General features: G+C 69.3%; 20 protein-coding genes and 2 pseudogenes. 19 read left to right on the top strand and 3 right to left on the bottom strand.

Translation table 11 applies throughout. The features are described 5' to 3' along the window. Window positions 1–57 precede the first annotated feature (57 nt). The 15 genes and pseudogenes from AC2IPW_RS13480 to AC2IPW_RS13410 all read left to right on the top strand — a co-directional run. Entirely contained in the window at window positions 58–618 is a 561-nt protein-coding gene (locus AC2IPW_RS13480) for a NuoB/complex I 20 kDa subunit family protein (protein WP_003937928.1), read from the top strand. Next, entirely contained in the window at window positions 615–1,373 is a 759-nt protein-coding gene (locus tag AC2IPW_RS13475; RefSeq protein ID WP_193788826.1) for an NADH-quinone oxidoreductase subunit C, read from the top strand. The genes AC2IPW_RS13480 and AC2IPW_RS13475 overlap by 4 nt, the downstream gene beginning before the upstream one ends. Beyond that, entirely contained in the window at window positions 1,373–2,686 is a 1,314-nt protein-coding gene (gene nuoD, locus AC2IPW_RS13470) for an NADH dehydrogenase (quinone) subunit D (RefSeq protein ID WP_003937930.1), read from the top strand. The genes AC2IPW_RS13475 and nuoD overlap by 1 nt, the downstream gene beginning before the upstream one ends. Then, window positions 2,683–3,555 (top strand): NADH-quinone oxidoreductase subunit NuoE, encoded by an 873-nt coding sequence (gene nuoE / locus AC2IPW_RS13465; protein ID WP_486375025.1) that lies wholly within the window; start codon window positions 2,683–2,685, stop codon window positions 3,553–3,555. Before nuoD ends, nuoE begins: the two co-directional genes overlap by 4 nt. A gap of 1 nt (window position 3,556) precedes the next feature. Beyond that, window positions 3,557–4,882 carry an NADH-quinone oxidoreductase subunit NuoF gene (gene nuoF, locus AC2IPW_RS13460; protein ID WP_486375024.1) on the top strand — a complete coding sequence of 442 codons (1,326 nt, stop codon included), beginning with the start codon at window positions 3,557–3,559 and terminating at the stop codon, window positions 4,880–4,882. Beyond that, a complete protein-coding gene (locus AC2IPW_RS13455) occupies window positions 4,879–7,350 on the top strand; it encodes an NADH-quinone oxidoreductase subunit G (protein ID WP_486375023.1) in 2,472 nt (823 codons plus the stop codon). The genes nuoF and AC2IPW_RS13455 overlap by 4 nt, the downstream gene beginning before the upstream one ends. Next, entirely contained in the window at window positions 7,343–8,746 is a 1,404-nt protein-coding gene (gene nuoH, locus AC2IPW_RS13450; protein ID WP_486375022.1) for an NADH-quinone oxidoreductase subunit NuoH, read from the top strand. The genes AC2IPW_RS13455 and nuoH overlap by 8 nt, the downstream gene beginning before the upstream one ends. Further along, complete coding sequence (nuoI, locus tag AC2IPW_RS13445; RefSeq protein ID WP_486375021.1) at window positions 8,739–9,344, top strand: NADH-quinone oxidoreductase subunit NuoI; 606 nt, start codon at window positions 8,739–8,741, stop codon at window positions 9,342–9,344. The genes nuoH and nuoI overlap by 8 nt, the downstream gene beginning before the upstream one ends. 48 nt (window positions 9,345–9,392) lie before the next feature. Further along, window positions 9,393–10,199, top strand: coding sequence for an NADH-quinone oxidoreductase subunit J (locus AC2IPW_RS13440; RefSeq protein ID WP_486377004.1), 807 nt, complete (start codon window positions 9,393–9,395; stop codon window positions 10,197–10,199). Then, window positions 10,196–10,495: an NADH-quinone oxidoreductase subunit NuoK gene (nuoK, locus tag AC2IPW_RS13435; protein WP_003937937.1), complete on the top strand. Its 300-nt coding sequence runs from the start codon at window positions 10,196–10,198 to the stop codon at window positions 10,493–10,495. Before AC2IPW_RS13440 ends, nuoK begins: the two co-directional genes overlap by 4 nt. A gap of 100 nt (window positions 10,496–10,595) precedes the next feature. Next, window positions 10,596–12,584 carry an NADH-quinone oxidoreductase subunit L gene (nuoL, locus tag AC2IPW_RS13430; RefSeq protein WP_486375020.1) on the top strand — a complete coding sequence of 663 codons (1,989 nt, stop codon included), beginning with the start codon at window positions 10,596–10,598 and terminating at the stop codon, window positions 12,582–12,584. Next, window positions 12,584–14,215 (top strand): NADH-quinone oxidoreductase subunit M, encoded by a 1,632-nt coding sequence (locus tag AC2IPW_RS13425; protein WP_486375019.1) that lies wholly within the window; start codon window positions 12,584–12,586, stop codon window positions 14,213–14,215. The genes nuoL and AC2IPW_RS13425 overlap by 1 nt, the downstream gene beginning before the upstream one ends. A 74-nt stretch (window positions 14,216–14,289) precedes the next feature. Beyond that, on the top strand, window positions 14,290–15,861 hold the full coding sequence (gene nuoN, locus AC2IPW_RS13420; RefSeq protein WP_416063672.1) for an NADH-quinone oxidoreductase subunit NuoN: 1,572 nt from the start codon (window positions 14,290–14,292) through the stop codon (window positions 15,859–15,861). A gap of 1,090 nt (window positions 15,862–16,951) precedes the next feature. Next, window positions 16,952–17,527 carry a hypothetical protein gene (locus tag AC2IPW_RS13415; protein ID WP_486375018.1) on the top strand — a complete coding sequence of 192 codons (576 nt, stop codon included), beginning with the start codon at window positions 16,952–16,954 and terminating at the stop codon, window positions 17,525–17,527. A gap of 620 nt (window positions 17,528–18,147) precedes the next feature. Next, window positions 18,148–18,207, top strand: a pseudogene (locus AC2IPW_RS13410) (ATP-binding protein); the annotation flags it as partial. Window positions 18,208–18,330: 123 nt separating this feature from the next. Here the strand turns inward: AC2IPW_RS13410 and AC2IPW_RS13405 are convergent. The 3 genes from AC2IPW_RS13405 to AC2IPW_RS13395 all read right to left on the bottom strand — a co-directional run bounded on the left by AC2IPW_RS13405 (window position 18,331) and on the right by AC2IPW_RS13395 (window position 20,585). After that, entirely contained in the window at window positions 18,331–18,594 is a 264-nt protein-coding gene (locus AC2IPW_RS13405) for a three-helix bundle dimerization domain-containing protein (protein ID WP_416061174.1), read from the bottom strand. 5 nt (window positions 18,595–18,599) lie between these two features. After that, window positions 18,600–20,072, bottom strand: a complete 1,473-nt coding sequence (locus AC2IPW_RS13400; protein ID WP_416061173.1) for a hypothetical protein — start codon at window positions 20,070–20,072, stop codon at window positions 18,600–18,602. Between the two features lie 87 nt (window positions 20,073–20,159). After that, entirely contained in the window at window positions 20,160–20,585 is a 426-nt protein-coding gene (locus tag AC2IPW_RS13395) for a DUF7144 family membrane protein (protein WP_463366403.1), read from the bottom strand. Between the two features lie 311 nt (window positions 20,586–20,896). Here AC2IPW_RS13395 and AC2IPW_RS13390 point away from each other — a divergent pair. The 4 genes and pseudogenes from AC2IPW_RS13390 (at window position 20,897) to AC2IPW_RS13375 (ending at window position 24,328) form a co-directional block, all read left to right on the top strand. Further along, window positions 20,897–21,347 (top strand): annotated as a pseudogene (locus AC2IPW_RS13390) (DUF6325 family protein). Window positions 21,348–21,402: 55 nt separating this feature from the next. Next, window positions 21,403–21,681 carry an SHOCT domain-containing protein gene (locus AC2IPW_RS13385; RefSeq protein WP_416061172.1) on the top strand — a complete coding sequence of 93 codons (279 nt, stop codon included), beginning with the start codon at window positions 21,403–21,405 and terminating at the stop codon, window positions 21,679–21,681. Between the two features lie 1,521 nt (window positions 21,682–23,202). Further along, on the top strand, window positions 23,203–23,619 hold the full coding sequence (locus AC2IPW_RS13380) for a PLDc N-terminal domain-containing protein (protein ID WP_416061171.1): 417 nt from the start codon (window positions 23,203–23,205) through the stop codon (window positions 23,617–23,619). A gap of 100 nt (window positions 23,620–23,719) precedes the next feature. Then, on the top strand, window positions 23,720–24,328 hold the full coding sequence (locus AC2IPW_RS13375; protein ID WP_486375017.1) for an Rv1733c family protein: 609 nt from the start codon (window positions 23,720–23,722) through the stop codon (window positions 24,326–24,328). Window positions 24,329–24,420: the final 92 nt, after the last annotated feature.

The following is a 24,420-nucleotide window of genomic DNA, read 5'->3' as shown; positions in this document are numbered from 1 at the left end:
GAATGAGATTGTGCCGTAATGAATTCGAACACCGACCGAAAGTGATAAGAGTCGGACATGGGTCTCGAGGAGAAGTTGCCGAGCGGCTTTCTGCTGAGCACGGTGGAGAGCTTCGCCGGTTTTGCGCGCAAGGGTTCGCTGTGGCCCGCGACCTTCGGGCTCGCGTGCTGCGCGATCGAGATGATGACCACCGTGTCGCCGCGCTTCGACATCGCCCGGTTCGGAATGGAGGCGTTCCGGGCGTCCCCGCGACAGGCCGATCTCATGATCGTCGCCGGCCGGGTCAGCCAGAAGATGGCCCCGGTGCTGCGGCAGGTCTACGACCAGATGGTCGAACCGAAATGGGTGCTGGCCATGGGGGTGTGCGCCTCCTCGGGCGGAATGTTCAACAACTACGCCATCGTGCAGGGCGTCGACCACGTCGTCCCGGTCGACATCTACCTCCCCGGATGCCCACCCCGGCCGGAGATGCTGCTGCACGCCGTCCTGATGCTGCACGAGAAGATTCAGCAGATGCCGCTCGGCGTGGACCGGGAGAAGGCCGTACAGGCCGCCGAGGAAGCGGCCCTCGCCGCCGGCCGGCCCGTGCTGCCCACCCCCGGGGGGTCGGCCCGATGACCTCGCCCTCGGACAACGAACGATCCTCGCTGCCGGTGGACCGGGCCGCCACCACCGGACCCGAGGGAACACTGCCCGCGCAGCCCGCCGGTGACGCCGAGGTGATCGGCGTCCGCCAGGGCATGTTCGGCGTGCGCGGCAGCGGCGACACCTCCGGCTACGGGCGGCTCGTACGCCCGGTGACCCTGCCCGGCGGCACCCCACGCCCGTACGGCGGCTACTTCGACGACGTCGCCGACGCCCTGCGCGACGCCGTCGCCGAATCCGGGACCGAATTCGAGGACGCGATCGAAAAAGTCGTCGTCCACCGCGGTGAACTGACCTTCCATGTCCGGCGTGAGCACCTCCCCGAGGTGGCCCGCCGCCTGCGCGACGACCCGGACCTGCGCTTCGAACTGTGCCTCGGCGTCGACGGGGTGCACTACCCGCAGGACACCGGCCGCGAACTGCACGCGGTGTACCCGCTCATGTCGATCACCCACAACCGCCGCATCCGGCTCGAGGTGTCGGCCCCGGATGCCGATCCTCACATCCCGTCGCTGTACGGGGTGTATCCGACCAACGACTGGCACGAGCGCGAGACCTACGACTTCTTCGGGATCGTGTTCGACGGGCACCCCTCCCTGACCCGAATCGAGATGCCCGACGACTGGTCGGGGCATCCGCAGCGCAAGGACTATCCGCTCGGCGGCATCCCCGTCGAGTACCACGGAGCGGAGATCCCACCGCCCGACGAGCGGAGGGCGTACACCTGATGACCGACATCACCGAAGGACCGGTCCACACCGTCGTCGGCGAGGACTGGGACAGCGTCGTCGAGGCCGCCCGCGCCGCGGCCGCGGACCGCGGCGACGAACGCATCGTCGTCAACATGGGACCGCAGCACCCCTCGACCCACGGGGTATTGCGGCTCGTGCTCGAGATCGAAGGCGAGACCGTCACCGAGGCGCGCTGCGGAATCGGCTACCTGCACACCGGCATCGAGAAGAACCTCGAATACCGCACCTGGACCCAGGGCGTCACGTTCGTCACCCGGATGGACTACCTGTCGCCGTTCTTCAACGAGACCGCCTACTGTCTCGGCGTCGAGCAGCTGCTCGACATCACCGAGGCGATCCCCGAGCGAGCCACCGTCGTGCGCGTGCTGCTCATGGAACTCAACCGGATCTCCTCGCACCTGGTCGCCCTCGCCACCGGCGGCATGGAACTCGGTGCGATGACCGCCATGTTCCTCGGCTTCCGCGAGCGCGAACTGATCCTCGACGTGTTCGAGACGATCACCGGTCTGCGCATGAATCACGCCTACATCCGTCCCGGCGGACTCGCCCAGGACCTGCCGGACGGGGCGGTCGAGAAGATCCGCGACCTGCTCGGGCTGTTGCCACGGCGACTGCGGGACATGGAGAACCTGCTCAACGAGAACCACATCTGGAAAGCCCGCACCCAGGGGATCGGCTACCTCGACCTGACCGGGTGCATGGCCCTCGGCATCACCGGACCCGTGCTGCGCTCGACCGGCCTGCCGCACGACCTGCGCAAGGCACAACCGTACTGCGGCTACGACACCTACGAGTTCGAGGTGTGCACCGACACCGGTTGCGACGCCTACGGCCGCTACCTGATCCGGATCGACGAGATGAAGGAGTCGATCAAGATCGTCGAACAGTGCCTCGACCGGCTGCGTCCCGGCCCGGTTATGGTGGAGGACAAGAAGATCGCCTGGCCGGCCGACCTGTCGCTCGCCGCGGACGGTCTCGGCAACTCCCCGGAGCACATCCGCAAGATCATGGGCAACTCGATGGAGGGCCTGATCCACCACTTCAAGCTCGTCACCGAGGGCTTCCGCGTCCCACCCGGCCAGGTGTACACCGCCGTCGAATCCCCCCGCGGGGAACTGGGCGTGCACATGGTCAGCGACGGCGGCACCCGGCCCTACCGGGTGCACTTCCGGGATCCGTCCTTCACGAACCTGCAAGCGGTGTCCGCGATGTGCGAGGGCGGCATGGTCGCCGACGTCATCGCCGCGGTCGCCAGCATCGATCCCGTGATGGGGGGAGTGGACCGTTGACGCAGCAGCCGCAAGTAGCGATCGACCCGGACCCGGCCTCGGGGCCGGTGCTCATCCCGTTCGGCGTCCGCCCCGACGAACCGTCCCGCCTGGCGCGGCCCGGCGCCCGCGAGCACTACCCCCCGGACGTCCGCGCCCGCCTCGAGGCCGACGCCGACGAGATCGTCGGTCGCTACCCCCAGCCGCGCTCGGCCCTGCTGCCGCTGCTGCACCTGGTGCAGTCCGAGGACGGCTACCTCACCCCCGCGGGCGTCGAGTTCTGCGCCGGCCGGCTCGGACTGACCGGTGCCGAGGTCGGCGCGGTCGCCACGTTCTACTCCATGTACCGGCGTGAGCCCACCGGCGACTACCTCGTCGGTGTCTGCACCAACACCTTGTGCGCGATCATGGGCGGCGACGAAATACTCGAAGCGCTGCAACAGCACCTCGGGCAGGGCCCCGCGGCCGGCACCGACTCGGACCCGGGCTCGGACACCCCACCGGACGCGCGCGACGAGAGTGCCGGCTCCGTCACCCTCGAGCGCCTCGAGTGCAACGCGGCCTGCGACTTCGCGCCCGTCGTGATGGTCAACTGGGAGTTCTTCGACCACCAGACCCCGGACTCGGCGCGTGCGCTCGTCGACGACCTGCGCGCCGGCCGGCCCGTCACCCCCACCCGGGGCGCGCCGCTGTGCACCTTCCGGCAGACCGCCCGCATCCTCGCCGGGTTCCCGGACGAGCGGCCCGGCGCCGTCGCGGCGGGCGGCAGCGCAGGAGCAGCATCGCTCGCCGGCCTGCGCATCGCCCGGGAACGGGGCATGCGGGCCCCGGAGCCGGACCACCCCTCCGGCCCCGACCCGGCCGCCGGGCCCCGACCCGAGGGAGGCTGACGTGGCGTTGACCCCTGTCCTGAGCCGGTACTGGGACGAACCCGAATCCTGGACCCTCGACACCTACCTCCGCCACGACGGATACGAAGGCCTGCGCAAGGCGCTGCGCATGCACCCCGACGAGGTGATCGGCACCGTCAAGGAGGCGGGTCTGCGCGGTCGCGGCGGCGCCGGCTTCGCCACCGGCGTCAAGTGGAGTTTCATCCCCCAGGGCGACGACAACCCGCACTACCTCGTGGTCAACGCCGACGAATCCGAACCGGGCACCTGCAAGGACATGCCCCTGCTGCTGGCCACCCCGCACACCCTCGTGGAGGGCGCAGTCATCGCCGCGTACGCCATCCGCGCCGCGCACGCCTTCGTCTACGTCCGCGGCGAGGTGGTGCCGGTGCTGCGCCGACTGCAGGCCGCCGTTGCCGAGGCCTACGCCGCCGGCTTCCTCGGCCGCGACATCCTCGGCAGCGGCTACGATCTCGACCTCGTCGTCCACGCCGGGGCCGGGGCCTACATCTGCGGGGAGGAGACCGCGCTCCTGGACTCCCTCGAGGGCCGGCGCGGCCAGCCCCGGCTACGGCCGCCGTTCCCCGCTGTCGCAGGGCTGTACGCACGCCCGACCGTCGTCAACAACGTCGAGTCGATCGCGAGCGTGCCGTCGATCCTCCACAACGGGATCGAATGGTTCCGCTCCATGGGCACCGAGAAGTCCTCGGGCTTCACGCTGTACTCCCTGTCCGGTCACGTGACGACACCCGGCCAGTACGAGGCGCCCCTGGGCGTCACCCTGCGGGAGTTGCTCGACTACGCGGGCGGTGTCCGGGCCGGGCACCGACTCAAGTTCTGGACTCCCGGCGGGTCGTCGACGCCGCTGTTCACCGACGAGCACCTCGACGTCCCCCTCGACTACGAGGGGGTCGCCGCCGCCGGATCCATGCTGGGCACCAAGGCGCTGCAGATCTTCGACGACACCACCTGCGTGGTGCGCGCGGTGCTGCGCTGGAGCGAGTTCTACGCGCACGAGTCCTGCGGCAAGTGCACCCCCTGCCGCGAAGGCACCTACTGGCTCGTGCAGATCCTGCGACGGCTCGAGCGCGGCGAGGGAACCGGAACGGACCTGGACACCCTGCTCGACCTCTCCGACAACATCCTCGGCAGGTCGTTCTGCGCACTCGGCGACGGGGCGACGAGCCCCGTCACGTCCTCGATCCGGTACTTCCGCGACGAGTACCTGGCGCACTTCGAGCAAGGCGGCTGCCCGTTCGACCCGCACCTGTCCACCGTCATGGCCGGGGCCGGCGCGAACCGACCCGACGACGGAGGTGCCCGATGAGCGTCCACACCAACCAGGACACCACAGGCTTGCCGCCCGCACCGGACCTGGTCACCGTCGTCGTCGATGGCGTCGAGATCGGCGTCCCGAAAGGCACCCTCGTCATCCGCGCCGCGGAACTGCTCGGCGTCCAGATTCCCCGCTTCTGCGACCACCCGCTGCTCGAACCCGTCGGCGCCTGCCGCCAGTGCCTCGTCGACGTGGAAGGCCAACGCAAACCCGTCGCCTCCTGCACGACCCCGGTCACGGACGGAATGGTCGTGCACACGCAGCTGACCTCGCCGGTGGCGGACAAGGCGCAGAAGGGCGTGATGGAGCTGCTGCTGATCAACCATCCGCTGGACTGCCCGGTCTGCGACAAGGGCGGCGAATGCCCCCTGCAGAACCAGGCCATGTCGAACGGCCGCGCCGAGTCCCGGTTCACCGAGACCAAACGCACGTTCCCCAAACCGATCTCGCTCTCCGCGCAGATCCTCCTGGACCGCGAACGATGCGTGCTCTGCGCCCGGTGCACGCGGTTCTCCCAGCAGATCGCCGGCGACCCCTTCATCGAACTGATGGAACGGGGTGCCCTGCAGCAGGTCGGCATCTACGAGAAGGAACCGTTCGAGTCGTACTTCTCCGGCAACACCGTGCAGATCTGCCCGGTCGGCGCACTCACCGGAGCGGCCTACCGGTTCCGCGCCCGGCCCTTCGACCTGGTGTCGAGCCCGAGCGTGTGCGAACACTGCGCCAGCGGCTGCGCCCAACGCACCGACCACCGGCGCGGCACGGTGCTGCGCCGGCTGGCCGGCGACGACCCGCAGGTCAACGAGGAATGGAACTGCGACAAGGGCCGCTGGGCCTTCACCTACGCCACCCAGCCCGATCGCCTCACCACCCCGCTGGTGCGGGGCGACGACGGCACGCTCACCCCCGCCTCCTGGCGTGACGCCCTGCGCGTCGCCGCCCGCGGCCTGACCGCCGCGCGCGGCCGTACCGGGGTGCTCGTCGGCGGCCGCGTCACCGTCGAGGATGCGTACGCCTACAGCAAGTTCACCCGGCTCGTCCTCGACACCAACGACATCGACTTCCGGTCGCGTCCGCATTCCGCGGAGGAAGCACAGTTCCTCGCCGCCCGGGTCGCCGGGCGCTGGCCCGGCGCCGGAGCCGTGACCTACGACGACCTCGACCACGCCCCCGCGGTCCTGCTCGTCGGATTCGAACCCGAGGACGAGTCGCCGATCGTGTTCCTGAGACTGCGCAGAGCGGTCCGCAAGCAAGGACTGGTGGTGTCCGCGATCGCACCGTTCGCGAGCCGCGGCCTGACGAAGCTGCGCGGACGGCTCCTGCGGGCCGTTCCCGGCACCGAGCCGGACCTGCTCGACATGCTCCGCCTCGGCGCCCGGCCGGGCGACCGCGAGGTCGCGGAGACTGCCGAACTCCTGAGCCGGCCCGGGGCGGTCATCCTGGTGGGGGAGCGGGCGGCGGCAATCCCGGGCGCATTGACCGCCGCCGGCCGGCTCGCCGACGACACCGGCGCGCGGCTGGCGTGGATCCCGCGCCGGGCCGGGGAACGCGGTGCGCTCGAGGCCGGGGCCCTGCCGGGACTTCTGCCCGGCGCCCGCCCCGTCACCGACGCCGACGCCCGACGACAGGTCGCCGCCGTGTGGGGCGTGCCGGACCTGCCACCGTCCGGCGGCCGGGACACCGGACAGATCCTCGCCGACGCGGCCTCGGGCACCCTCGGGGCCCTGGTGATCGGCGGGGTGGACGTCGACGATCTGCCGGATCCGCACGCCGCCGTCGCCGCGGTCGCCGCCGCCGGCTTCGTCGTCAGCCTCGAACTGCGGCGCAGCGCGATCACCGAGCGAGCCGACGTCGTCTTCCCCGTCGCGCCTGCGGTGGAAAAACCCGGCACGTTCCTCGATTGGGAGGGCCGGGAGCGCCCCTTCGCCGCCGCATTGCGCAATACCGGCGCCCTGCCCGACCAGCGGGTCCTCGGCGCGATCGCCGACGAGATGGGAGTCCGTCTCGGGCTCGCCGACGCCGCGGCCGGCGTCGACGAGCTCGTCGCGCTGGGGCCCTGGGACGGCGAAGCCGCCGGTCCACCGGACGTCGCGCCGCAGGGCACGCCGGCACCCGGCACCGGTGAGGCGGTACTCGCGGGATGGCGGATGCTCCTCGACCGCGGACGGATGCAGGACGGCGAACCGCATCTCGCCGGGACCGCCCGGCAGCCGGTCGCCCGCCTGTCCGCCGCCACCGCCGCCGAGATCTCGGCAGGCGACGGCGACCCGGTGACCGTCGCGACGGACCGCGGCTCGATCACGTTGCCCCTGGCGGTCACCGACATGCCGGACCGGGTCGTGTGGCTGCCCCTCAACTCGCCGGGGTCCGCGGTGCACCGGCAGCTGGCCGCGTCCGCGGGCGACATCGTCCGGATCGGCCGGGCGGAGCACTCGTCGCAGGGGGTGGCCGATGAGTGAGGTCGCGCTGTTCGGCGCCGCGGCGGTTCCGGGACCGGGTGTCCTGTCGGCGCAGTCCGGATACCCCGATCCGGCCGCGTTCGGTCAGGATCCGTGGTGGCTGGTCGTCGGCAAGGCGGTGGCCGTCTTCGCCTTCCTGGTGTTGACGGTGCTGGTCGCCATCCTGGTGGAACGAAAGATTCTGGCGCGCATGCAGATGCGCGTCGGACCGAACCGGGTGGGGCCCCGGGGGTTGCTGCAGAGCCTCGCCGACGGCGTCAAACTCGCGCTGAAGGAAGGCATCGTTCCCGCGGGGGTGGACAAACCCATCTACGTCCTCGCGCCGATCATCGCGACGGTGCCCGCGCTGATGGCGTTCGCCGTCATCCCGCTCGGGCCCGTGGTTTCGGTGTTCGGCCACGACACCCCGCTGCAATTGACCGACCTGCCGGTGGCCGTGCTGTACATCCTCGCGGCGACATCCATCGGCGTCTACGGCATCGTGCTCGCCGGCTGGGCATCCGGGTCCACGTACCCGCTGCTGGGCGGTCTGCGCTCGACGGCCCAGGTGATCTCGTACGAGATCGCCATGGCGCTCTCGTTCGCCGCCGTCTTCCTGCTGTCGGGCACGCTGTCCACCTCCGGCATCGTCGCCGCCCAGGACGGCACCTGGTACGTCTTCCTGCTCCTGCCCTCGTTCCTCATCTACGTCACGTCCATGGTCGGCGAGACGAACCGGGCACCGTTCGACCTGCCCGAGGCCGAGGGCGAACTCGTCGGCGGCTTCCACACCGAGTACTCGTCGCTGAAGTTCGCGATGTTCATGCTCGCCGAATACGTCAACATGGTGACGGTCTCGGCGCTGGCCACCACCCTGTTCCTCGGCGGCTGGCGCGCACCGTGGCCGCTGAACATGTGGGAGGGCGCGAACTCCGGCTGGGTGCCGCTGCTGTGGTTCGTCCTCAAGGTGTGGGGATTCCTGTTCCTGTTCATCTGGCTGCGCGGCACGTTGCCGCGGCTGCGCTACGACCAGTTCATGAACCTGGGCTGGAAGGTGCTGATCCCGGTGGCGCTCGGCTGGATCATGGTTGTCGCCGTGATCCGTGTCCTGCGTCTGGAGGGCCTGGACCGGTGGCAGATCGTCCTCGCCGCGGCCGGCGTGGTCGTCGCCCTGGCAGTGCCCTCGCTGCTGTGGAACCGCATGAACGCCGGTCGTCTCCGTCCCACCGGCACCCCCGGCGGCGCGGCGGTCGCTGCGGCAACCGAGCAGCCGTTCGACCCGATGGCCGGCGGCTTCCCCGTCCCGCCGATGCCCGGCCAGACGTTGTCGCCGCGTCGTCGGCGCACCCCCGTCGCCGCAGCCGCCGAGGGCGGTCGCCGTGTCGATCCGACCACCGAGGAGAATCGCGATGCCTGACTTCCTCGATCCCGTAGCGGGATTCGGAGTTACCTTCCGGGCGATGTTCGACAAGGCCCAGACCGAGCGCTACCCCGAACAGAAGGAACCGACCGCGCCGCGCTACCACGGCCGCCACCAGCTCAACCGCCACCCCGACGGGCTCGAGAAGTGCATCGGGTGCGAGCTGTGTGCCTGGGCGTGCCCGGCCGACGCGATCTACGTCGAGGGCGCGGACAACACCGACGCCGAGCGATACTCGCCGGGCGAGCGCTACGGACGCGTCTACCAGATCAACTACCTGCGCTGCATCGGGTGCGGTCTGTGCATCGAGGCCTGCCCGACGCGGGCGTTGACCATGACCAACGAATACGAGATGGCCGACGACAACCGGACCGACCTGATCTACGACAAGACCAGGCTGCTCGCCCCGCTCGGGCCCGGCATGGTGGCTCCACCCCACGACATGTACCCGGGCACGACGGACGAGGACTACTACCGCGGCGCGGTGACCGAGGCCGCGCCCGGCACCACCACGGCCGCTACCGGGCCGGGGGACGAAACCGTCGCGCCCGACCGGGAACCGACGCAGCCGCGAGGCGGTCGCGATGTGGCGTGAGCGGCTATGGCCTGACCGGCGGCGAGGGGAGTGGTCTCGATGGACCCGATGACGCCGGCCCTGCTGGCGGCCGAGGCCGTCACCCGCACATCCACCGGCGAGGCCGTGCTGTTCTGGATACTCGGAACGTTCGCGGTGCTCGGCGCACTCGGCGTCGTCGCCGCGTCCAAGGCCGTGTACTCGGCGATGTTCCTCGCAGTCACCATGATCACCCTCGCGGTGTTCTACATCGCCCAGGATGCGTTGTTCCTCGGGGTCGTGCAGATCGTGGTCTACACGGGGGCGGTGATGATGCTGTTCCTGTTCGTGGTCATGCTCGTCGGCGTCGACTCCTCCGACTCGCTCGTCGAGACGCTGCGCGGCCAGCGGGTCGCCGCGATCGCGGCCGGACTCGGATTCGGCCTGCTGCTCGTCGGTGGTCTCGGTAACGCCGCCGTCTCCGAGTTCGCCGGCCTCGACGCCGCGAACGCCGCAGGCAACATCACCGGCCTGGCCGAGCTGATCTTCGTGCGGTATGTCTGGGCGTTCGAACTCACCGGTGCCCTGCTGATCACCGCCACGATCGGCGCCATGGTCCTGGCTCATCGGGAACGGTTCGGGCTGCGCAAGACCCAGCGGGAACTGTCGCAGGAACGCTTCCGCGCCGGTGGCCGCGCCACCCCGCTGCCGAGTCCCGGCGTCTACGCCCGTCACAACGCGGTCGACGTGCCGGCCCGACTGCCCGACGGATCGTACTCGGACCTGTCGGTCAGCGAGGTGCTCCGGCAGCGGGCCGTGACCGTCGACGACGACGCCCGACCGCGTGAGAGCGACGCACCGCGCGGTGGTTCGTCCGGTGAGGAGGGATCGCGGTGAACCCCGAGAACTACCTGTACCTGTCCGCCCTGTTGTTCACCATCGGCGCGGCCGGAGTCCTGCTGCGCCGCAACGCGATCGTCGTGTTCATGTGCATCGAGCTGATGCTCAACGCTGCGAACCTGGCGTTCGTCACCTTCGCGCGCATGCACGGCAATCTCGACGGCCAGGTCATCGCGTTCTTCACCATGGTCGTGGCCGCCGCCGAGGTCGTCGTCGGCCTCGCGATCATCATGACCATCTTTCGTTCCCGGCGTTCGGTTTCCGTCGACGACGCCAACCTCCTGAAGTACTGACGCCCCCGGACGACACCCGTCCGCCCACGCACGAGGAGGAGACTGTGCCCGAGACGACCGTGTCCGAGACGACAGCCGGCGCCCCGACGGGCGGACCGGCATGAACGGGATCTCGTCGACGGTCTGGCTGCTGCCCGCGCTGCCGCTGTTCGGCGCGGTCGTACTGCTGCTGACCGGCCGGCGCAGCGACACATGGGGACACCTGCTCGGCTGCGCGACAGCACTGGCCTCGTTTGCACTCGGCCTCGCCCTCTTCGTCGACATGCTCGGCCGCGACACCGCCGACCGAGCCGTGAACCAGGACCTCTTCCAGTGGGTGCCGGTTGCGAACCTCCAGATCGACTTCGGTCTCCAGCTCGACCAGCTGTCGATGTGCTTCGTGCTGCTGATCACCGGCGTCGGCTCGCTCATCCACATCTACTCCGTCGGGTACATGGCGCACGGCCCGGACCCCTCCGGTCGCTCCACGGGCTCTGCTGCGGGTACGTCGGGTCGCTCCGCGGGTTCCGCTGCGGGTACGTCGGGTCGCTCCGCAGGCTCCGCTCCCGGACGCCGATTGTTCTTCGCCTACCTCAACCTCTTCCTCGCGGCGATGTTGCTGCTCGTCCTCGCCGACAACTATTTCGGCCTGTACGTGGGCTGGGAAGGCGTCGGTCTCGCCTCGTACCTGCTCATCGGGTTCTGGCAGTACAAGCCGTCCGCTGCGACGGCCGCGAAGAAGGCTTTCGTCGTCAACCGTGTCGGCGACATGGGCCTGGCCGTCGCCATGATGATCATGTTCGCGACGTTCGGGTCCGTGACGTTCGACGACGTCTTCGCCGGCGCCGACGCGGCGAGCGACGGCGTGCTCACCGCACTCGGCCTCGTGCTGCTGCTCGCCGCATGCGGCAAGTCCGCCCAGGTGCCCCTGCAGTCCTGGCTCGGTGACGCGATGGAGGGCCCGACACCGGTGTCGGCCCTGATCCACGCCGCCACCATGGTCACTGCGGGCGTCTACCTCATCGTCCGGTCCGACGTGCTCTTCGACCTCGCCCCCACCGCCCAACTCGCCGTGGTGATCGTCGGCGCGGTGACCCTGCTGTTCGGAGCCGTCATCGGGTGCGCCAAGGACGACATCAAGAAGGCACTCGCCGCCTCGACCATGAGCCAGATCGGCTACATGGTCCTCGCCGCCGGCCTCGGTCCCGCCGGATACGCCTTCGCGATCATGCACCTGCTCACCCACGGCTTCTTCAAGGCCGGACTGTTCCTCGGGGCCGGATCGGTGATGCACGGGATGAACGACGAGGTGAACATGCGGCACTACGGCGGCCTGCGCACCGTCATGCCGATCACGTTCGTCACCTTCGGTCTCGGCTACCTCGCGATCATCGGCATCCCGCCGTTCGCCGGATTCTTCTCCAAGGACAAGATCATCGAAGCGGCGTTCGGCGCCGGCGGTGCGGAAGGGATCGTCCTCGGCGCGGCCGCCCTGCTCGGGGCCGGCATCACCGCGTTCTACATGACGCGGGTGATGCTGATGACCTTCTTCGGCAGGCGTCGCTGGGCGGCCGACGTCCACCCCCACGAGTCGCCCGCCGTGATGACGGGGCCTATGATCCTGCTCGCCCTCGGCTCGGTCGGCGCCGGTGCTGCACTCAGCCTCGGTGGGGCGCTGCAGGACTGGCTCGAACCGGTGGTGGGGACCGCGGAGATCGAACACCTGCTTCCGGTGTGGGTGATCACCGCCCTCACCCTCGCCGTCGTGCTCACCGGTGTCGCGGTGGCCTACCGGCAGTACGCCCGGCGCGACATCCCCGACGCCGCCCCCGCCGACGTGTCGGCGTTGACCGTCGCCGCCCGCCGGGATCTCTACGGCGACGCCGTCAACGAGGCGGTGTTCATGCGGCCCGGACGGTCGCTGACCGCGACCCTGGTGACCGTCGACGACAAGGCCGTCGACGGGACGGTCGACGGGATCTCGGCCACGGTCGGCGCCCTCTCTGCCCGGATGCGGCACCTGCAGACCGGGTTCGTGCGGTCCTACGGCTTGTCCATGTTGGCAGGCGCGGCCGTCGTGGTCGCGGCGATGATGCTGGGGAGGCTGTAGTGGGCAACTTTCCCTGGTTGACGACCCTGTGGGTGGTGCCGCTCGTCGGCGCCGTCGTCGTACTGGCGATTCCCGCCCGCATGCGGAGCCTCGCCAAAGGCACCGCGCTCGCGGTCGCGGCCGTGGTGCTCGTGCTGGCGTGCGTGCTGGCGGTCGGATTCGACCCGGCGGGCGAGCAGTATCAGTTCGTCGAATCGCACCCGTGGATCCCGGCCCTGGGCACCCGGTACACGCTGGGTGTGGACGGCATCGCACTCGTGCTGGTGCTGCTCACCGCGATGCTGCTCCCGCTGCTCATGCTGGCCGGTTGGAACGACGCGACACCGGTCGAGCCCGCCGGCGCCGCTGGACCATCCACGCCTCGGCGAACCACACACCTGTACATGGCGTTGATGCTCTCGGTCGAGGCGATGGTGCTGATCTCGTTCATCGCGCTCGACGTGCTGCTGTTCTACATCTTCTTCGAGGCGATGCTCATCCCGATGTACTTCCTCATCGGAGGCTTCGGGGACCGGCTCGGAGACCGGGGCCGTCGCTCCCGCGCGGCGGTGAAATTCCTGCTCTACAACCTGTTCGGTGGGCTGATCATGCTGGCCGCGGTGATCGGACTGTACGTGGTCACCGCCCGGCAGGGCGCCGGCACCTTCGACTTCCGGGAGATCGTCGCCGTCGTCACCGACGGTGGTCTCGGTGCCGACGCCGTGGTGCTCCACGCGCTGTTCCTCGGCTTCATGTTCGCCTTCGCGGTGAAGGCGCCGCTGTGGCCGTTCCACACCTGGCTGCCCGGCGCCGCGGTGCAGGCCACGCCCGCCGGAGCGGTGCTGATGATGGCCGTGGTCGACAAGGTCGGCACGTTCGGCATGCTGCGCTACTGCCTGCAGCTCTTCCCCGAGTCGTCGGTGTACTTCGCGCCCGTGATCGTCACGCTCGCGGTGATCGGCATCGTCTACGGTGCGGCGGTCGCGATCGGCCAGACGGACGTGATGCGGCTGATCGCCTACACCTCGATCTCGCACTTCGGGTTCATCATCCTCGGTATCTTCGCGATGACCAGCCAGGGCCAGGCCGGTTCGACGCTGTACATGGTCAACCACGGCATCTCCACCGCGGCGCTGTTCCTGATCGCCGGGTTCCTCGTCTCCCGACGCGGATCCCGTGCCATCGCTGCGTACGGAGGCGTCCGCAAGGTCGCCCCCGTCCTGGCCGGCACGTTCCTCGTAGCGGGACTGGCGACGCTGTCCCTGCCCGGCCTGGCGCCGTTTGTCAGCGAATTCCTGGTGCTGGTCGGCACCTATCCGCGCTACCAGGTCGCCGCCGTGTGCGCGGTGCTCGCGCTCGTGCTGTCGGCGATCTACGTGCTGTGGCTCTACCAGCGCATGATGACCGGACCGGTCACCGACGGCAACGAGCACGTGCGCGACCTGGTGCCCCGCGAACTCGCCGTCGTGGTGCCGCTCATCGCGTTGCTCCTCGTCCTGGGCCTCTACCCCAAGCCCGCCCTCGACGTGATCACCCCAGCGGTCGACCAGGTCCTGGTCACGGTCGACCGGCCCGATCCGGTGCCGCCCGTCCCGCCCGAACCCGTCGCGGGCGGGCTCGGCACCGACACACACGGAGGGACGCACCGGTGACTTCCTTGGACGGCACCCTCGTTCTCGCGCAGGCGATTCCGGCTCCCGACCTGGAATACGGCCCGCTCTCTCCCATGCTGATCGTGTTCGGGGTGGCCGTGGCCGCGGTGCTCGTCGAGGCGTTCGTTCCCCGCCGCGGCCGGTACGCGAGCCAGCTGCTGCTCGCGCTCGGTGGACTCGGTGCCGCGTTCGTGGCGGTCGTCGTCCTCGCCGCGGGCCTGGACTTCGCCGCCGGCGCCGCGCCCGGGTACACCGCCGCGGTCGACGCCGTCGCGGTCGACGGACCCACCTTGTTCCTGCAGGGCACCATCCTGCTCGTCTCGATCCTCGCGGTGCTGCTCGTCGCCGAGCGCGGCATCGAGCCGAACCCTCGGGGTGCCGTGCCGGAGGGACCCGGCGCGGCGGTGGCCACCGGGCGCGGCGGTGCCGACGCGTTCGCCCCGCAGGCCTCCGTGGTGCCGGGCAGCGTCGCCGAGCGCGAGGCCGCCGCGCAGGGGATCTCCCAGACCGAGGTGTTCCCGCTGGTGCTGTTCGCGGTCGGGGGGATGCTGCTGTTCCCGGCCGCGAACGACCTGCTCACCATGTTCATCGCGCTCGAGGTCCTGTCGCTGCCCCTGTACCTGCTGTGCGGCCTGGCCCGTCGGCAGCGCCTGCTCTCCCAGGAGGCGGCCCTGAAGTACTTCCTGCTCGGCGCCTTCTCCTCGGCCTTCTTCCTGTTCGGGGTGGCGCTGCTGTACGGCTACGCAGGGACCGTGGGCCTGGCGGGTATCGCCGACGCCGTCGCCGTCCGCGCGGACGGCGACGCGCTGGTGGTGATCGGTGCGGCGATGCTCGCGGTGGGTCTGCTGTTCAAGATCGGAGCGGTGCCGTTCCATTCCTGGGTCCCTGACGTCTATCAGGGAGCGCCCACACCGATCACCGCCTTCATGGCGGCGGCCACCAAGATCGCGGCGTTCGGCGCGATGCTGCGCGTGTTCTACGTGGCGCTACCCGGACTGCGCGACGACTGGCGTCCCCTGCTGTGGGGTGTGGCGATCCTGACGATGGTGGTGGGTTCGGTGCTGGCGGTGACGCAGAACGACGTCAAACGGATGCTGGCCTACTCGTCGGTCGCCCACGCCGGCTTCATCCTCACCGGGCTGATCGCCGCCGACCGGGCCGGGCTGGCGTCGACGATGTTCTACCTGTTCGCTTACGGGTTCAGCACCCTCGGTGCATTCGCCGTCGTGACCCTGGTCCGCGACGACCTCGGGGAGGCGACCCATCTGTCCCGCTGGGCGGGTCTCGGCCGGCGCTCTCCGCTCGTCGGCGCGGTGTTCGCCCTGTTCCTGCTCGCGTTCGCCGGCATCCCGCTCACCAGCGGGTTTGTCAGCAAGTTCGCCGTGTTCGGGGCGGCGGCGGGTGGCGGCGCCGTTCCGCTCGTGATCGTCGGCGTGGTCAGCAGCGCCGTCGCGGCGTACTTCTACGTGCGCGTCATCGTGCTGATGTTCTTCGACGAGCCGGACCGCGACGCCCCCACGGTCGTGGCGCCCAGCGTGTTGACGACCGTCACGATTGCCGGCGGAGCGGTGGTGACCGTCGCGCTCGGCGTCTTCCCGCAGCCGTTGCTCGATCTGGTGGACCAGGTCGCGGTGTTCCTCGGCTGACGGTTCCGCCGACGAGCGCGGGGACCCGGGCGGACGAGGACGCAGCCGCGGAAAACAAGCGCGGCTTTCTCGCCGGCCGGGCCGAGTTCTTGGGCGATCGCCGCTGACATACGGCAGGGAAGTGGCCCTACCCGACTGAATACGAACCGGACGGAATTTCAAGAAAGCCGAATCCTGACGCGAATGGTCGGTGTACCTGTCGAACTCGCTTACGGGCCACCTCACCCGCCACCGCCCGTCCGGCGAGCAGCTCCCCCGGGGAGGGGCCATGGTGGGGCACTATGACAAGGCCCGGTAGCAGGGAGCCGAGCTGCGGCGCAGCAGCCGTGATCGACCACCACGTGATCGCTACGAGCACCAGTAGTATGGCGACCTTGAACACCCAGAAGTGACGCGAGGGATCCGCACGATCGGGATCCACGACCAGGGTGAGATGCCGCCGGGCCTTGGCGTACGCCACCACAGCGCCGATACCGAGGGTCACCAGCGGAGCCGGCACCTTGCTTACCTCGACTTTCGGTGTTCGCGGCCGGTCACCTGTGTATCCGGGCGTTCTGCTCGATCGCGACCTGGTCGGGTGCCTCCCCGTCCTTCGGTGGTTGTATCCATCATCTATATGTACGAACCGGACCTGGACGATACGGCCGGCGTGTCGTAAAGCGAACGGAAGCGGCCATCGCGTGATTCTCGGAGAGACCGTCCAAAGTCACTCGAGGAAGACCACGCGATGACCACCGCGCACGATATCGATCTGCACCAGGTGCTCGAAGACCGGCGACGGCTCAGGAGGCGATCGGGAGGGCGGAGCGATGACCGAGGGCACCAGGGGAGGGCGGCGCCGGAGTACGCCTCGGACGCGGACTTGGTCCGGGCGTGGCGGCAACGACAGAAGGAGGCGGCCCGCGCCGAGCGGCTCGAGGCGGCAACCCCACCGATCCGGCGGCGGCCGTATCCACCCTGGCCGAGGAGGTCCCGCTGCTGCGGCAGAAACCCAGGCCGCCCTCGAGCGGCTGAGCGCGGTGGCCGCGTCGATCACCGCGGCCACCGCGCTGCTGTCCGACCCGCCGCGCTCGATGCGCACCTCCGTCGGGTGCGGCCCGACGCCGACAAGGTCCGCGCCGACGCCGGAGCCGAGATCGCCCGGCTGCGTGAGCAACACGACGCCGCACTGGACGAGCGCGCGGACGCCGACGCGGCCGCGGCTGCCGCGCTCGCGCAGGCCGACGGCGCCACCGCACAACTCGTCGCGGCCCGCCGCGAGCACCAGGAGGAGCTCGACCGCGTGCGCGCCGACCACGCAGCCGCGCTTGACGCGTGGACGACCCGGTTCGAGGAGTCGGAGGCGGCGCACCGTCGGCGGACCGCCGACCTCGAGGACCTCGTCGGGGAGCAGCGAGATGAGCTCGCCCGGCTCCGCGCCACCGCCGACCAGGCCACCGCCACCGTGGGCCGGCTCGACGCCGACCTGGCCGCCGCCCGCGCCGACACCGCCGCCGAGCGCGAGCGCACCGAGGCCGTGCGCGCCGACCTCGCGGCCGCCTACGCCGAGACCGCCGCGGCCCGCGCCCAGGTCGACGCCCCCCGCGAACGCGCCGACGAACTGCGCACCGAACAACGCGAACTCCGCGCCGCGTCCCCAGCGTCGGGCCCGGCCGAGCCACGCTGACCAGAGGGATGCCCCTACCCTCGGTTCAGGCGCAGGGGATCGCCGACTCGGCGGGTGACCGGTGTCGACGTTTCGGTCGTGCCCTTCGACGGTTCCGCGTGGGTATGCCGCCGGGCGGCGACGGGCGGCTGGTGGGGGTTCGCTGCGTAGGCCTTCAAAATCCGCACCAGACGGAAATTTTGAGTTATTCGAACACCTGTTCCGGAATTCGTCGCAGAACTATCCCCGAGACAAGGACGGGAACGGGGACGAGAAAGGGACGCCGGTGCCCGTCGGTTCGGTCCGTCCCCGGGGGCGGGAAGGGGGCGGGCCAGTCGGAGCGTCCCGCCCCGGTACCGTGGCGCTCGTCGGCACCGGGGCGCGGGCCCGGGTCTCCTGCCAGTAGCCTGGCGGATCGTTGTTCCCCCTCGTCGGGTCCGGTGTGCACCGAGCGCACGAAGGTCGCGAAGGCCTGGCTCGGAAACGGCTCATGCACCGACCTCCACTCGATCCGTCCCTGAACTCCACCGTGTGCTGGCATCAGCAGCTGCCGGCTCTGGCCTCGGAGCTGACGGTAGCTGCGGCACGCCTCGAGTAGTTGGCTGCGCTGGGGTCGGCTCGACGAGGACGGTCGCGCCGATGTGCTCGTGGCGGTGTACGAGGCTCTGGCCAACGCGGTCGAGCATGCCTGCAACGACCGCACCTCCGGGGTGGTGGTCGTGGACGCGACCTACGACCCCCGGCCGCATGTCCTGGATATCCACCGAAAGCGGCCTGTAGTGCCACCTACGCTGCGGACCGACGGTGTGCGCCGTACTGCCCAGCTACCCTGGTTCGGTTCCGGGTTCGCGGGAGCTGTCACCGAGGGTGCGGCGGACCGCTTTTTCGATCAGCAGGGGAACGAAGGCGCGGATCGTCGCGTCGGCGAACCGTTTTTCGGCGGTCCGCACGGCGAGATCGATGTCGAGGGGTGGCACAGTGGGGAAGCGGGCGACGAGTCGGGCGACGACCGATTCGATCTGCAGCATCTCGTCCTCGCCCGGCAGGGGACGAGGGTCTCGGGCTACGGGGTGGGTGCGGTCGGTCACGGCGTTTACCTCCCCTCCGAACGGGGTGCCGGGGGACCGGTTGTCGTGTTCTCGGGCAGGCTCGCTTCCGGCTCTGGCGGGGGCGGTGACTCGGGGTGGGTGCGGGCGGGCCGGATCACCAGTTCCAGGACGAGCAGGGCCAACAGCGCGCCGAGCACGATCCACACCACGACCAGGCCGGTGGGGTAGCGCCAGAACATCAACAGCAGCGCGGCGATCCCGATGATCGTCGCCCGCAGCACGGTGCGGGCGTGGAAGGCCCACTCCTCAAGCTGATTCGGCGCCCGGGGGTGGCGTGCACGTTGTACCGCGTCGAGGCCCCGGCCGAAGCCGCGGCGCACCGCCACGGCCGAGGCCGAACCGCCGGTCAGATAGGCCCCGAGCGCGACGACCACCCCGAGCACAGCCACCGCGCGCAGCGCGGCCCGCAGCGGCACCAGCACCGTGTCGACGATCGCGGTGGCCGCATCCGGGGACAACACCTCCGGGGGCACCTGATTGAGATACTGTGCCCGAGCGACAAGGAGCGCGATCGCCAGCACCAGCATGCCCACCGCCAGCGCAACGCCGACGAAGGCCAGCGCGCGGCGGCGCCGGCCCGGGGGCGCGACGGCGACCGCGGCGGCCGCGGCGGCGATGGTGAGCCACGGCAGCACGTCCGCGGCGTTGTCGAGGGTGTTCACCGCGCGTTGGGCCCGGACCAGATCCGGGGACCGGAACAGCACGAACTGCTTGTCGACGGAGGGGATTTTCTCGGCGAAGGTGAAGCCGCGGTCGAGCAACCGGGCCTTGACGTTGTCGATCACGGTGCCGAGCGAGATACTGACCGTGCCGGACTCGTCGACGGTGACCGAGGACGGGCCGACGTTGCCGGTCACCACCGCCACCAGCGCGGTGTGTGCGGCGCGGTTGGCCTGAATCCACAGGTCCTCGAACTGGTCGCTGCGCACGAGGGAGAGCACCGTCTGGTTGACGAAGCTGCGGGCCTGACCGGTGATGACCGGAGCCAGACCTTCGACCGCGCGGTCGACGCGAGGAGCGTTCGCGGTGGCCGGGACCGCGTCGGTCAGGGCGGTCAGGGCGTCGGTGGTCAGCCCTTCGACGTCGACGCGAGCGAAGATCTCGTCGGTGATGGAGTTCGCGATCTGGGTTTGCAGCGCCGCGTCGGAGGCCAGCGGCGCGACCGTGGTCACGTAGCGGTCGGTGTCGAGGATCTCGCTGCGCACGAATCGCGAGACCACCGAGGTGATCGCCAGCACGGCGACCAGGAAGGTCAGCAGCGCGACCGCGGCCCACCGCCACCCGTGCCGCGGTGGACGTGGTGGGCGCGGCGGAGTCGGTGCAGGTGCCGTCGCCTCGGCCGTCGTCCGTTCCCGCAGCGCGGCGACCTCGGCACGCAGTCGTTCCAGCTCGGCGCGCTCGTCGCTGTCGAGCCGGCCGTTCGTGTCTGCGCCGCCCGGGCTGGTCTCTGCCGTCATCTCGGCGTCGTCCCTTCCGCAACTGATGAATACAACAGGGACTGTCGCCGGACCACCGCGGTGGGCGGTCCGGCGGCGTCGCGCGGGTCAGTAGTACTCGGCCTTGGGATTCCAGGTCGAGACCGCCCAGATGACCACCACGTCGAGCGCGATGATCAGGATCGACCACCACGGGTAGTACGGCAGCCACATGAAGTTCGCCAGGATCGACAGCGCCGCGATGACGATCGCCGCCACCCGCGCCCACGTCGCGCCGGTGATCAAGGCGATGCCCACCACAACCATCACCACCCCGAAGACGATGTGGATCCATCCCCATGTGGTGAAGTCGAACTTGAACGTGTACTCCTGGCCTTGCACGAACAGCTCGTCCTCGGCGACGGCCGCAATACCCTGGAAGAACTGGAGAATCCCGATGGTGGCCATGATGATTGCGGCCCCGATCGAGGTTCCCGCGGCGATGCCCTGTTTGACGGACATGTCTTCGTGGTCGGTACGTACATTCTGTGACACGGTCGTCTCCCTTTGTCAACGGACCTGACTGGGGCAAGTGTGCGCTCGGTCGCGTCCTTATCGCAGGGACTTTCGGCTCGTTCTCGGTATCGGAGCGATCACGCCTCCGTTGTCCTCGTCCGACAACGAGGTGGCAGCAATCCGGCTGCCCGAAAAAGGGATGCGCGCAGGGGTGGGGGAGTTATCGTCGGCCTGCGGTGGACGGCTGCGTCGTTTTCGCAGTCGGCGTCACTACCACTTGGGACGCAGCGCCGTGCGATCTGCTCGCACTGCCACCGAAAACAGTTCCTGTCACTGAAACGAGGCCACTGGTGACCGATTCCGACATCGACGAGATGGGTCCGGTCGACTATCTCGTCATCGAATCCCCTGCCGACCGTCCGCCCGACGGGTCGGCGCTCCCGCTGCTGCGTGACCTCGTCGAGCGCGGCCTCATCCGTGTACTGGACCTGGCGTTCGTCCGCAAGGCCCCGGGCGGCTCCGTCGCCGGCATCGACATCGCCGACGTCGGACTCGAAGGTGAGATCGACGTGACTCTCTTCGCGGAGGCCGCCTCGGGTCTGCTCGACGAGACGGACTTCGTTGAAGCCGGGGCTGCGCTGGAACCGGGCTGCTCAGCGGCCGTGCTCGTATACGAGAACACCTGGGTCGCCCCGTTTGCGCGGGCGTTGCGCCGTGACCGGCGCCCAGCTCGTCGCCTCGGGCCGCATCCCGGTGCAGAGCATCCTGGCGTCCCTGGACGCCGCCGAAACGGAAAACTGAAATAACACAGCAAAATCGGAATCGACACACAGGTCGAGTACACGAGGAGTCTGCCATGCCCGGACTGCTTCGCGGCGTTGCCCGCACCGCCGTGGTGGCCGGTACCGCCACCGCCGTGTCCAACCGTGTCTCCCGGCGACAGGGCCAACGCTGGATGGCACAGGAACAGGCACAGTACGACCAATACGCGCAGCATCCACCACAACCGGCCCAGGCGACGCCGGGTGGAACGGACCGGATCGCCGCTCTGAAAGACCTCGCCGCGTTGAAGGCGCAGGGCGTACTCACCGAGGCCGAATTCGAGGCCGAGAAGGCACGGATCCTCTCATCCTGAGATCAACCCTAGGTGTACGTCGATTCGACTGTGGGAGGCCGTGGAGAGGGAGATGGGTTCTCGCCAATGCCGCCCCCCTTCACTTTCCGGAGATCGGGGCGAGGGAACCGCTGGACTGCCGCGCCCATTTTCGACAATCCTTGCGCGATGGCTTGTCGTCAAGGGGTTTTCGACGAGCCGGGTGAGACTTCAGGATTTGACTCGCCCGCGGGGAGGATCCACCCGTGGACTTGTGGGGCCCGACCCCTGTCCCGAGGTTCTTCCGACCTACGCTGCGTCCGGAGTGGACCAGCGCACACACCAGAGGCTGGGACGCGACCATGCGACCGCACCCATCGAGCGGGAGGAACGCTCCTGCACACCAGTCGAGGGTCGATCCCCGCACCGCCGGGGTGTTCGCATGCGACGAGAAATCCTTTCTTCGACCTGTGCAACGCGGAGCGCGAGCCACGCACGCGAGATCGGGGGCCTCATGGAGGGGCGGAAGCCCCGGCGGTTTCTCCATGGATCGGACAAACATCCAGGACGCGAATCACCCTCCTCTTGGACGGGGGCCTCCGCCCAGACACACCGGTCCTGCCGCAGCAGGAACCTCGACGCCGCAGCGAGTAGCGGTGACAGTGGAAACTCGGGTGAGGTTTATCCGGTTGCGGTCTCGAGTCCGTGGGATGCCGGTATGTCGAGTAGTCGGTTGAGCCAGGCGAGCGATTCGATCAGCGCCAGGATCTGTTCGTCCCGGTCGGTGGCCTGCTCGAGGGAGCCAGATGGTGACGGACTTCGCGCAGGTTCCCGACCAGAGCGTCGACGATCGCAGCCCACCGATGGCATTCCGGTCGAGTGTTGGGGGACGGGAAGCCAGGCATGCGAGCCACTGGTTTTCGGTCAGCGACGTAGGCATCAACATTTCCTGCAGCAAGCCGGTAGACGGCGAGCGCCGTGACAACAACGGGGACGGACAGGTTTTCGGTCGCGCTGAGCACCGGAACGGTCGGCCCTGAATTTGAGTTTCCGGCGCAGGACAAGCCTGGCAAGGATGGAACCGCACGACAAGATCGAAAAGGTAGTGGGTTGGTGCGGTACTGCTTCTTCCCGGTCCACCGATCGAGCGCCTACACCACGTTGACGGTTTCGGGGACTCCGCGCAGATGAGCGGCATACGATATGCACGGTTCTGCTGGCATGGGGCCACATGGATGCGAGATGAACATGCCGGATGCTGGTGCCGACGCCGTCATGGTCGATCGGCTTACCACCGATTTCGGTGGGATGGATGTACTTCACGCGGTCGTCGAGGCCGCGCTGGAGGTGAACGTCGGTCATTCGAGTGGGTTCCGGGTCGGATCTGCCGGGACTCGGAGAACGACTCGCCCGTCGAAGTGTCCTGGCCTCGGTCGAGTCGCGGGCAAGGAGCGGCGCCGCAGCGCGGCGGCATCGCCGTAGCAGGATTCGAGTTTTCCATAGCCGACCGGTTCCCCGACGATCGTCTTCGTCGCCGCCGGTCCAGTCGAGGAGGTACAACTGATGGATTCCTTCTGGGATTACGTGTGGTACACGATCGTCGTGTTCGCCTTCGTGGCGTATCTGATCGTGCTGTTCCAGATCCTGGTCGATCTGTTTCGGGATCACACCGTCTCGGGCTGGATCAAGGCGGTGTGGGTGGTCGTGCTGGTGCTCTTCCCGTATATCAGCGCGCTGGTGTATCTGATCGTCCGCGGTCGCGGTATGGCGTTGCGGGCGCAGCAGGCGCAGACGGAAGCCAAGCAGGCCACCGACGAGTACATCCGGACGGTGGCGGTCGGAAAGTCCCCGGCCGAACAGATCGCCGACGCGAAGGCGTTGCTCGACTCGGGAGCGATCACTGCCGCAGAATTCGGACACCTCAAAGCCCAGGCGCTCGGGCCGGCTACCGCTGGGCGTGACGGTGTGCCCGTCGGCTGAGCCGACGCCCAGGCTAGTGCCTAGTGCCACGCCCCGGCCGCTGGCTCGATTCCGGGGCGGGCCGGGGCGTGGGTAGGGCGTACGTGACCGGGAGACGGTGATGAGACCGGAACCGCCGTTGTTGGTTCGTCTGTGGCGCCGAGCCCCGTGGGGACGCAACCGGTTGCTGCGCGGGTGCGACCGGATCGAGTCCGGTCTGACCATGCTGGTGGGGGCGTTCGTGCTGACGATAGCGCCCTTCGCTGCGGCATACGGGTCGGTCACCTACGGCACGCTGGCGGCCCAGGCGCAGCAGCAGCGGCAGACCAACCGCCACGTCGAGGCGACGGTACTCGGGCTGGCACCGCTGCAGGTGCTCCGGCCGGGAGCCGAAGGGTCGAGCCGTGCCGGGGACGAGCCGGATTGGGTGCAGTGGAGCACGGACGGCGGGCTGCAGATCGGAAGATGGGCACCGGCAATCGACATGCGCCCGGGTGAGATGCTCGAACTGTGGGTCGACGAAAACGGTACCCCGGTCGCGGCGCCTCACAGCGGATCGGATATCGCCGTGACTGCCGTTCTCGCGGCCGTGGCGGTGTGGACGGCGCCAACCGCGGTGGCGTGCGTCGGGCTGTACGGATTCCATCGACGGAACGAGCATCGCCGACTCACGCAGTGGGAAGACGAGTGGCGCACCGTCGGCACCACGCCGGGTTGGTCCGTGGACTGAGCGCAGGGCCGGAGGTCAGCAGATGTGGCTCGGGTCCCGGCCTCCCGGCCGGCAGAGCGCGCTGCGACAGCTGTGCGCAGTGCCCATAATCG

The organism is Rhodococcus sp. NS-SX18, assembly GCF_057367935.1.
Note: the sequence above shows the minus strand (reverse complement) of the source record. Positions and strands in the feature narration are given on the sequence as shown.

Excerpts from the sequence above, each read along its gene's own strand:
- AC2IPW_RS13480 (WP_003937928.1), top strand. The coding sequence starts at position 58 with ATGGGTCTCGAGGAGAAGTTGCCGAGCGGCTTTCTGCTGAGCACGGTG.
- AC2IPW_RS13475 (WP_193788826.1), top strand. The coding sequence starts at position 615 with ATGACCTCGCCCTCGGACAACGAACGATCCTCGCTGCCGGTGGACCGG.
- nuoD (WP_003937930.1), top strand. The coding sequence starts at position 1,373 with ATGACCGACATCACCGAAGGACCGGTCCACACCGTCGTCGGCGAGGAC.
- AC2IPW_RS13455 (WP_486375023.1), top strand. The coding sequence starts at position 4,879 with ATGAGCGTCCACACCAACCAGGACACCACAGGCTTGCCGCCCGCACCG.
- nuoH (WP_486375022.1), top strand. The coding sequence starts at position 7,343 with ATGAGTGAGGTCGCGCTGTTCGGCGCCGCGGCGGTTCCGGGACCGGGT.
- nuoI (WP_486375021.1), top strand. The coding sequence starts at position 8,739 with ATGCCTGACTTCCTCGATCCCGTAGCGGGATTCGGAGTTACCTTCCGG.
- AC2IPW_RS13440 (WP_486377004.1), top strand. The coding sequence starts at position 9,393 with ATGACGCCGGCCCTGCTGGCGGCCGAGGCCGTCACCCGCACATCCACC.
- nuoL (WP_486375020.1), top strand. The coding sequence starts at position 10,596 with ATGAACGGGATCTCGTCGACGGTCTGGCTGCTGCCCGCGCTGCCGCTG.
- nuoN (WP_416063672.1), top strand. The coding sequence starts at position 14,290 with ATGCTGATCGTGTTCGGGGTGGCCGTGGCCGCGGTGCTCGTCGAGGCG.
- AC2IPW_RS13400 (WP_416061173.1), bottom strand. The coding sequence starts at position 20,072 with ATGACGGCAGAGACCAGCCCGGGCGGCGCAGACACGAACGGCCGGCTC.
- AC2IPW_RS13385 (WP_416061172.1), top strand. The coding sequence starts at position 21,403 with ATGCCCGGACTGCTTCGCGGCGTTGCCCGCACCGCCGTGGTGGCCGGT.
- AC2IPW_RS13380 (WP_416061171.1), top strand. The coding sequence starts at position 23,203 with ATGGATTCCTTCTGGGATTACGTGTGGTACACGATCGTCGTGTTCGCC.
- AC2IPW_RS13375 (WP_486375017.1), top strand. The coding sequence starts at position 23,720 with ATGAGACCGGAACCGCCGTTGTTGGTTCGTCTGTGGCGCCGAGCCCCG.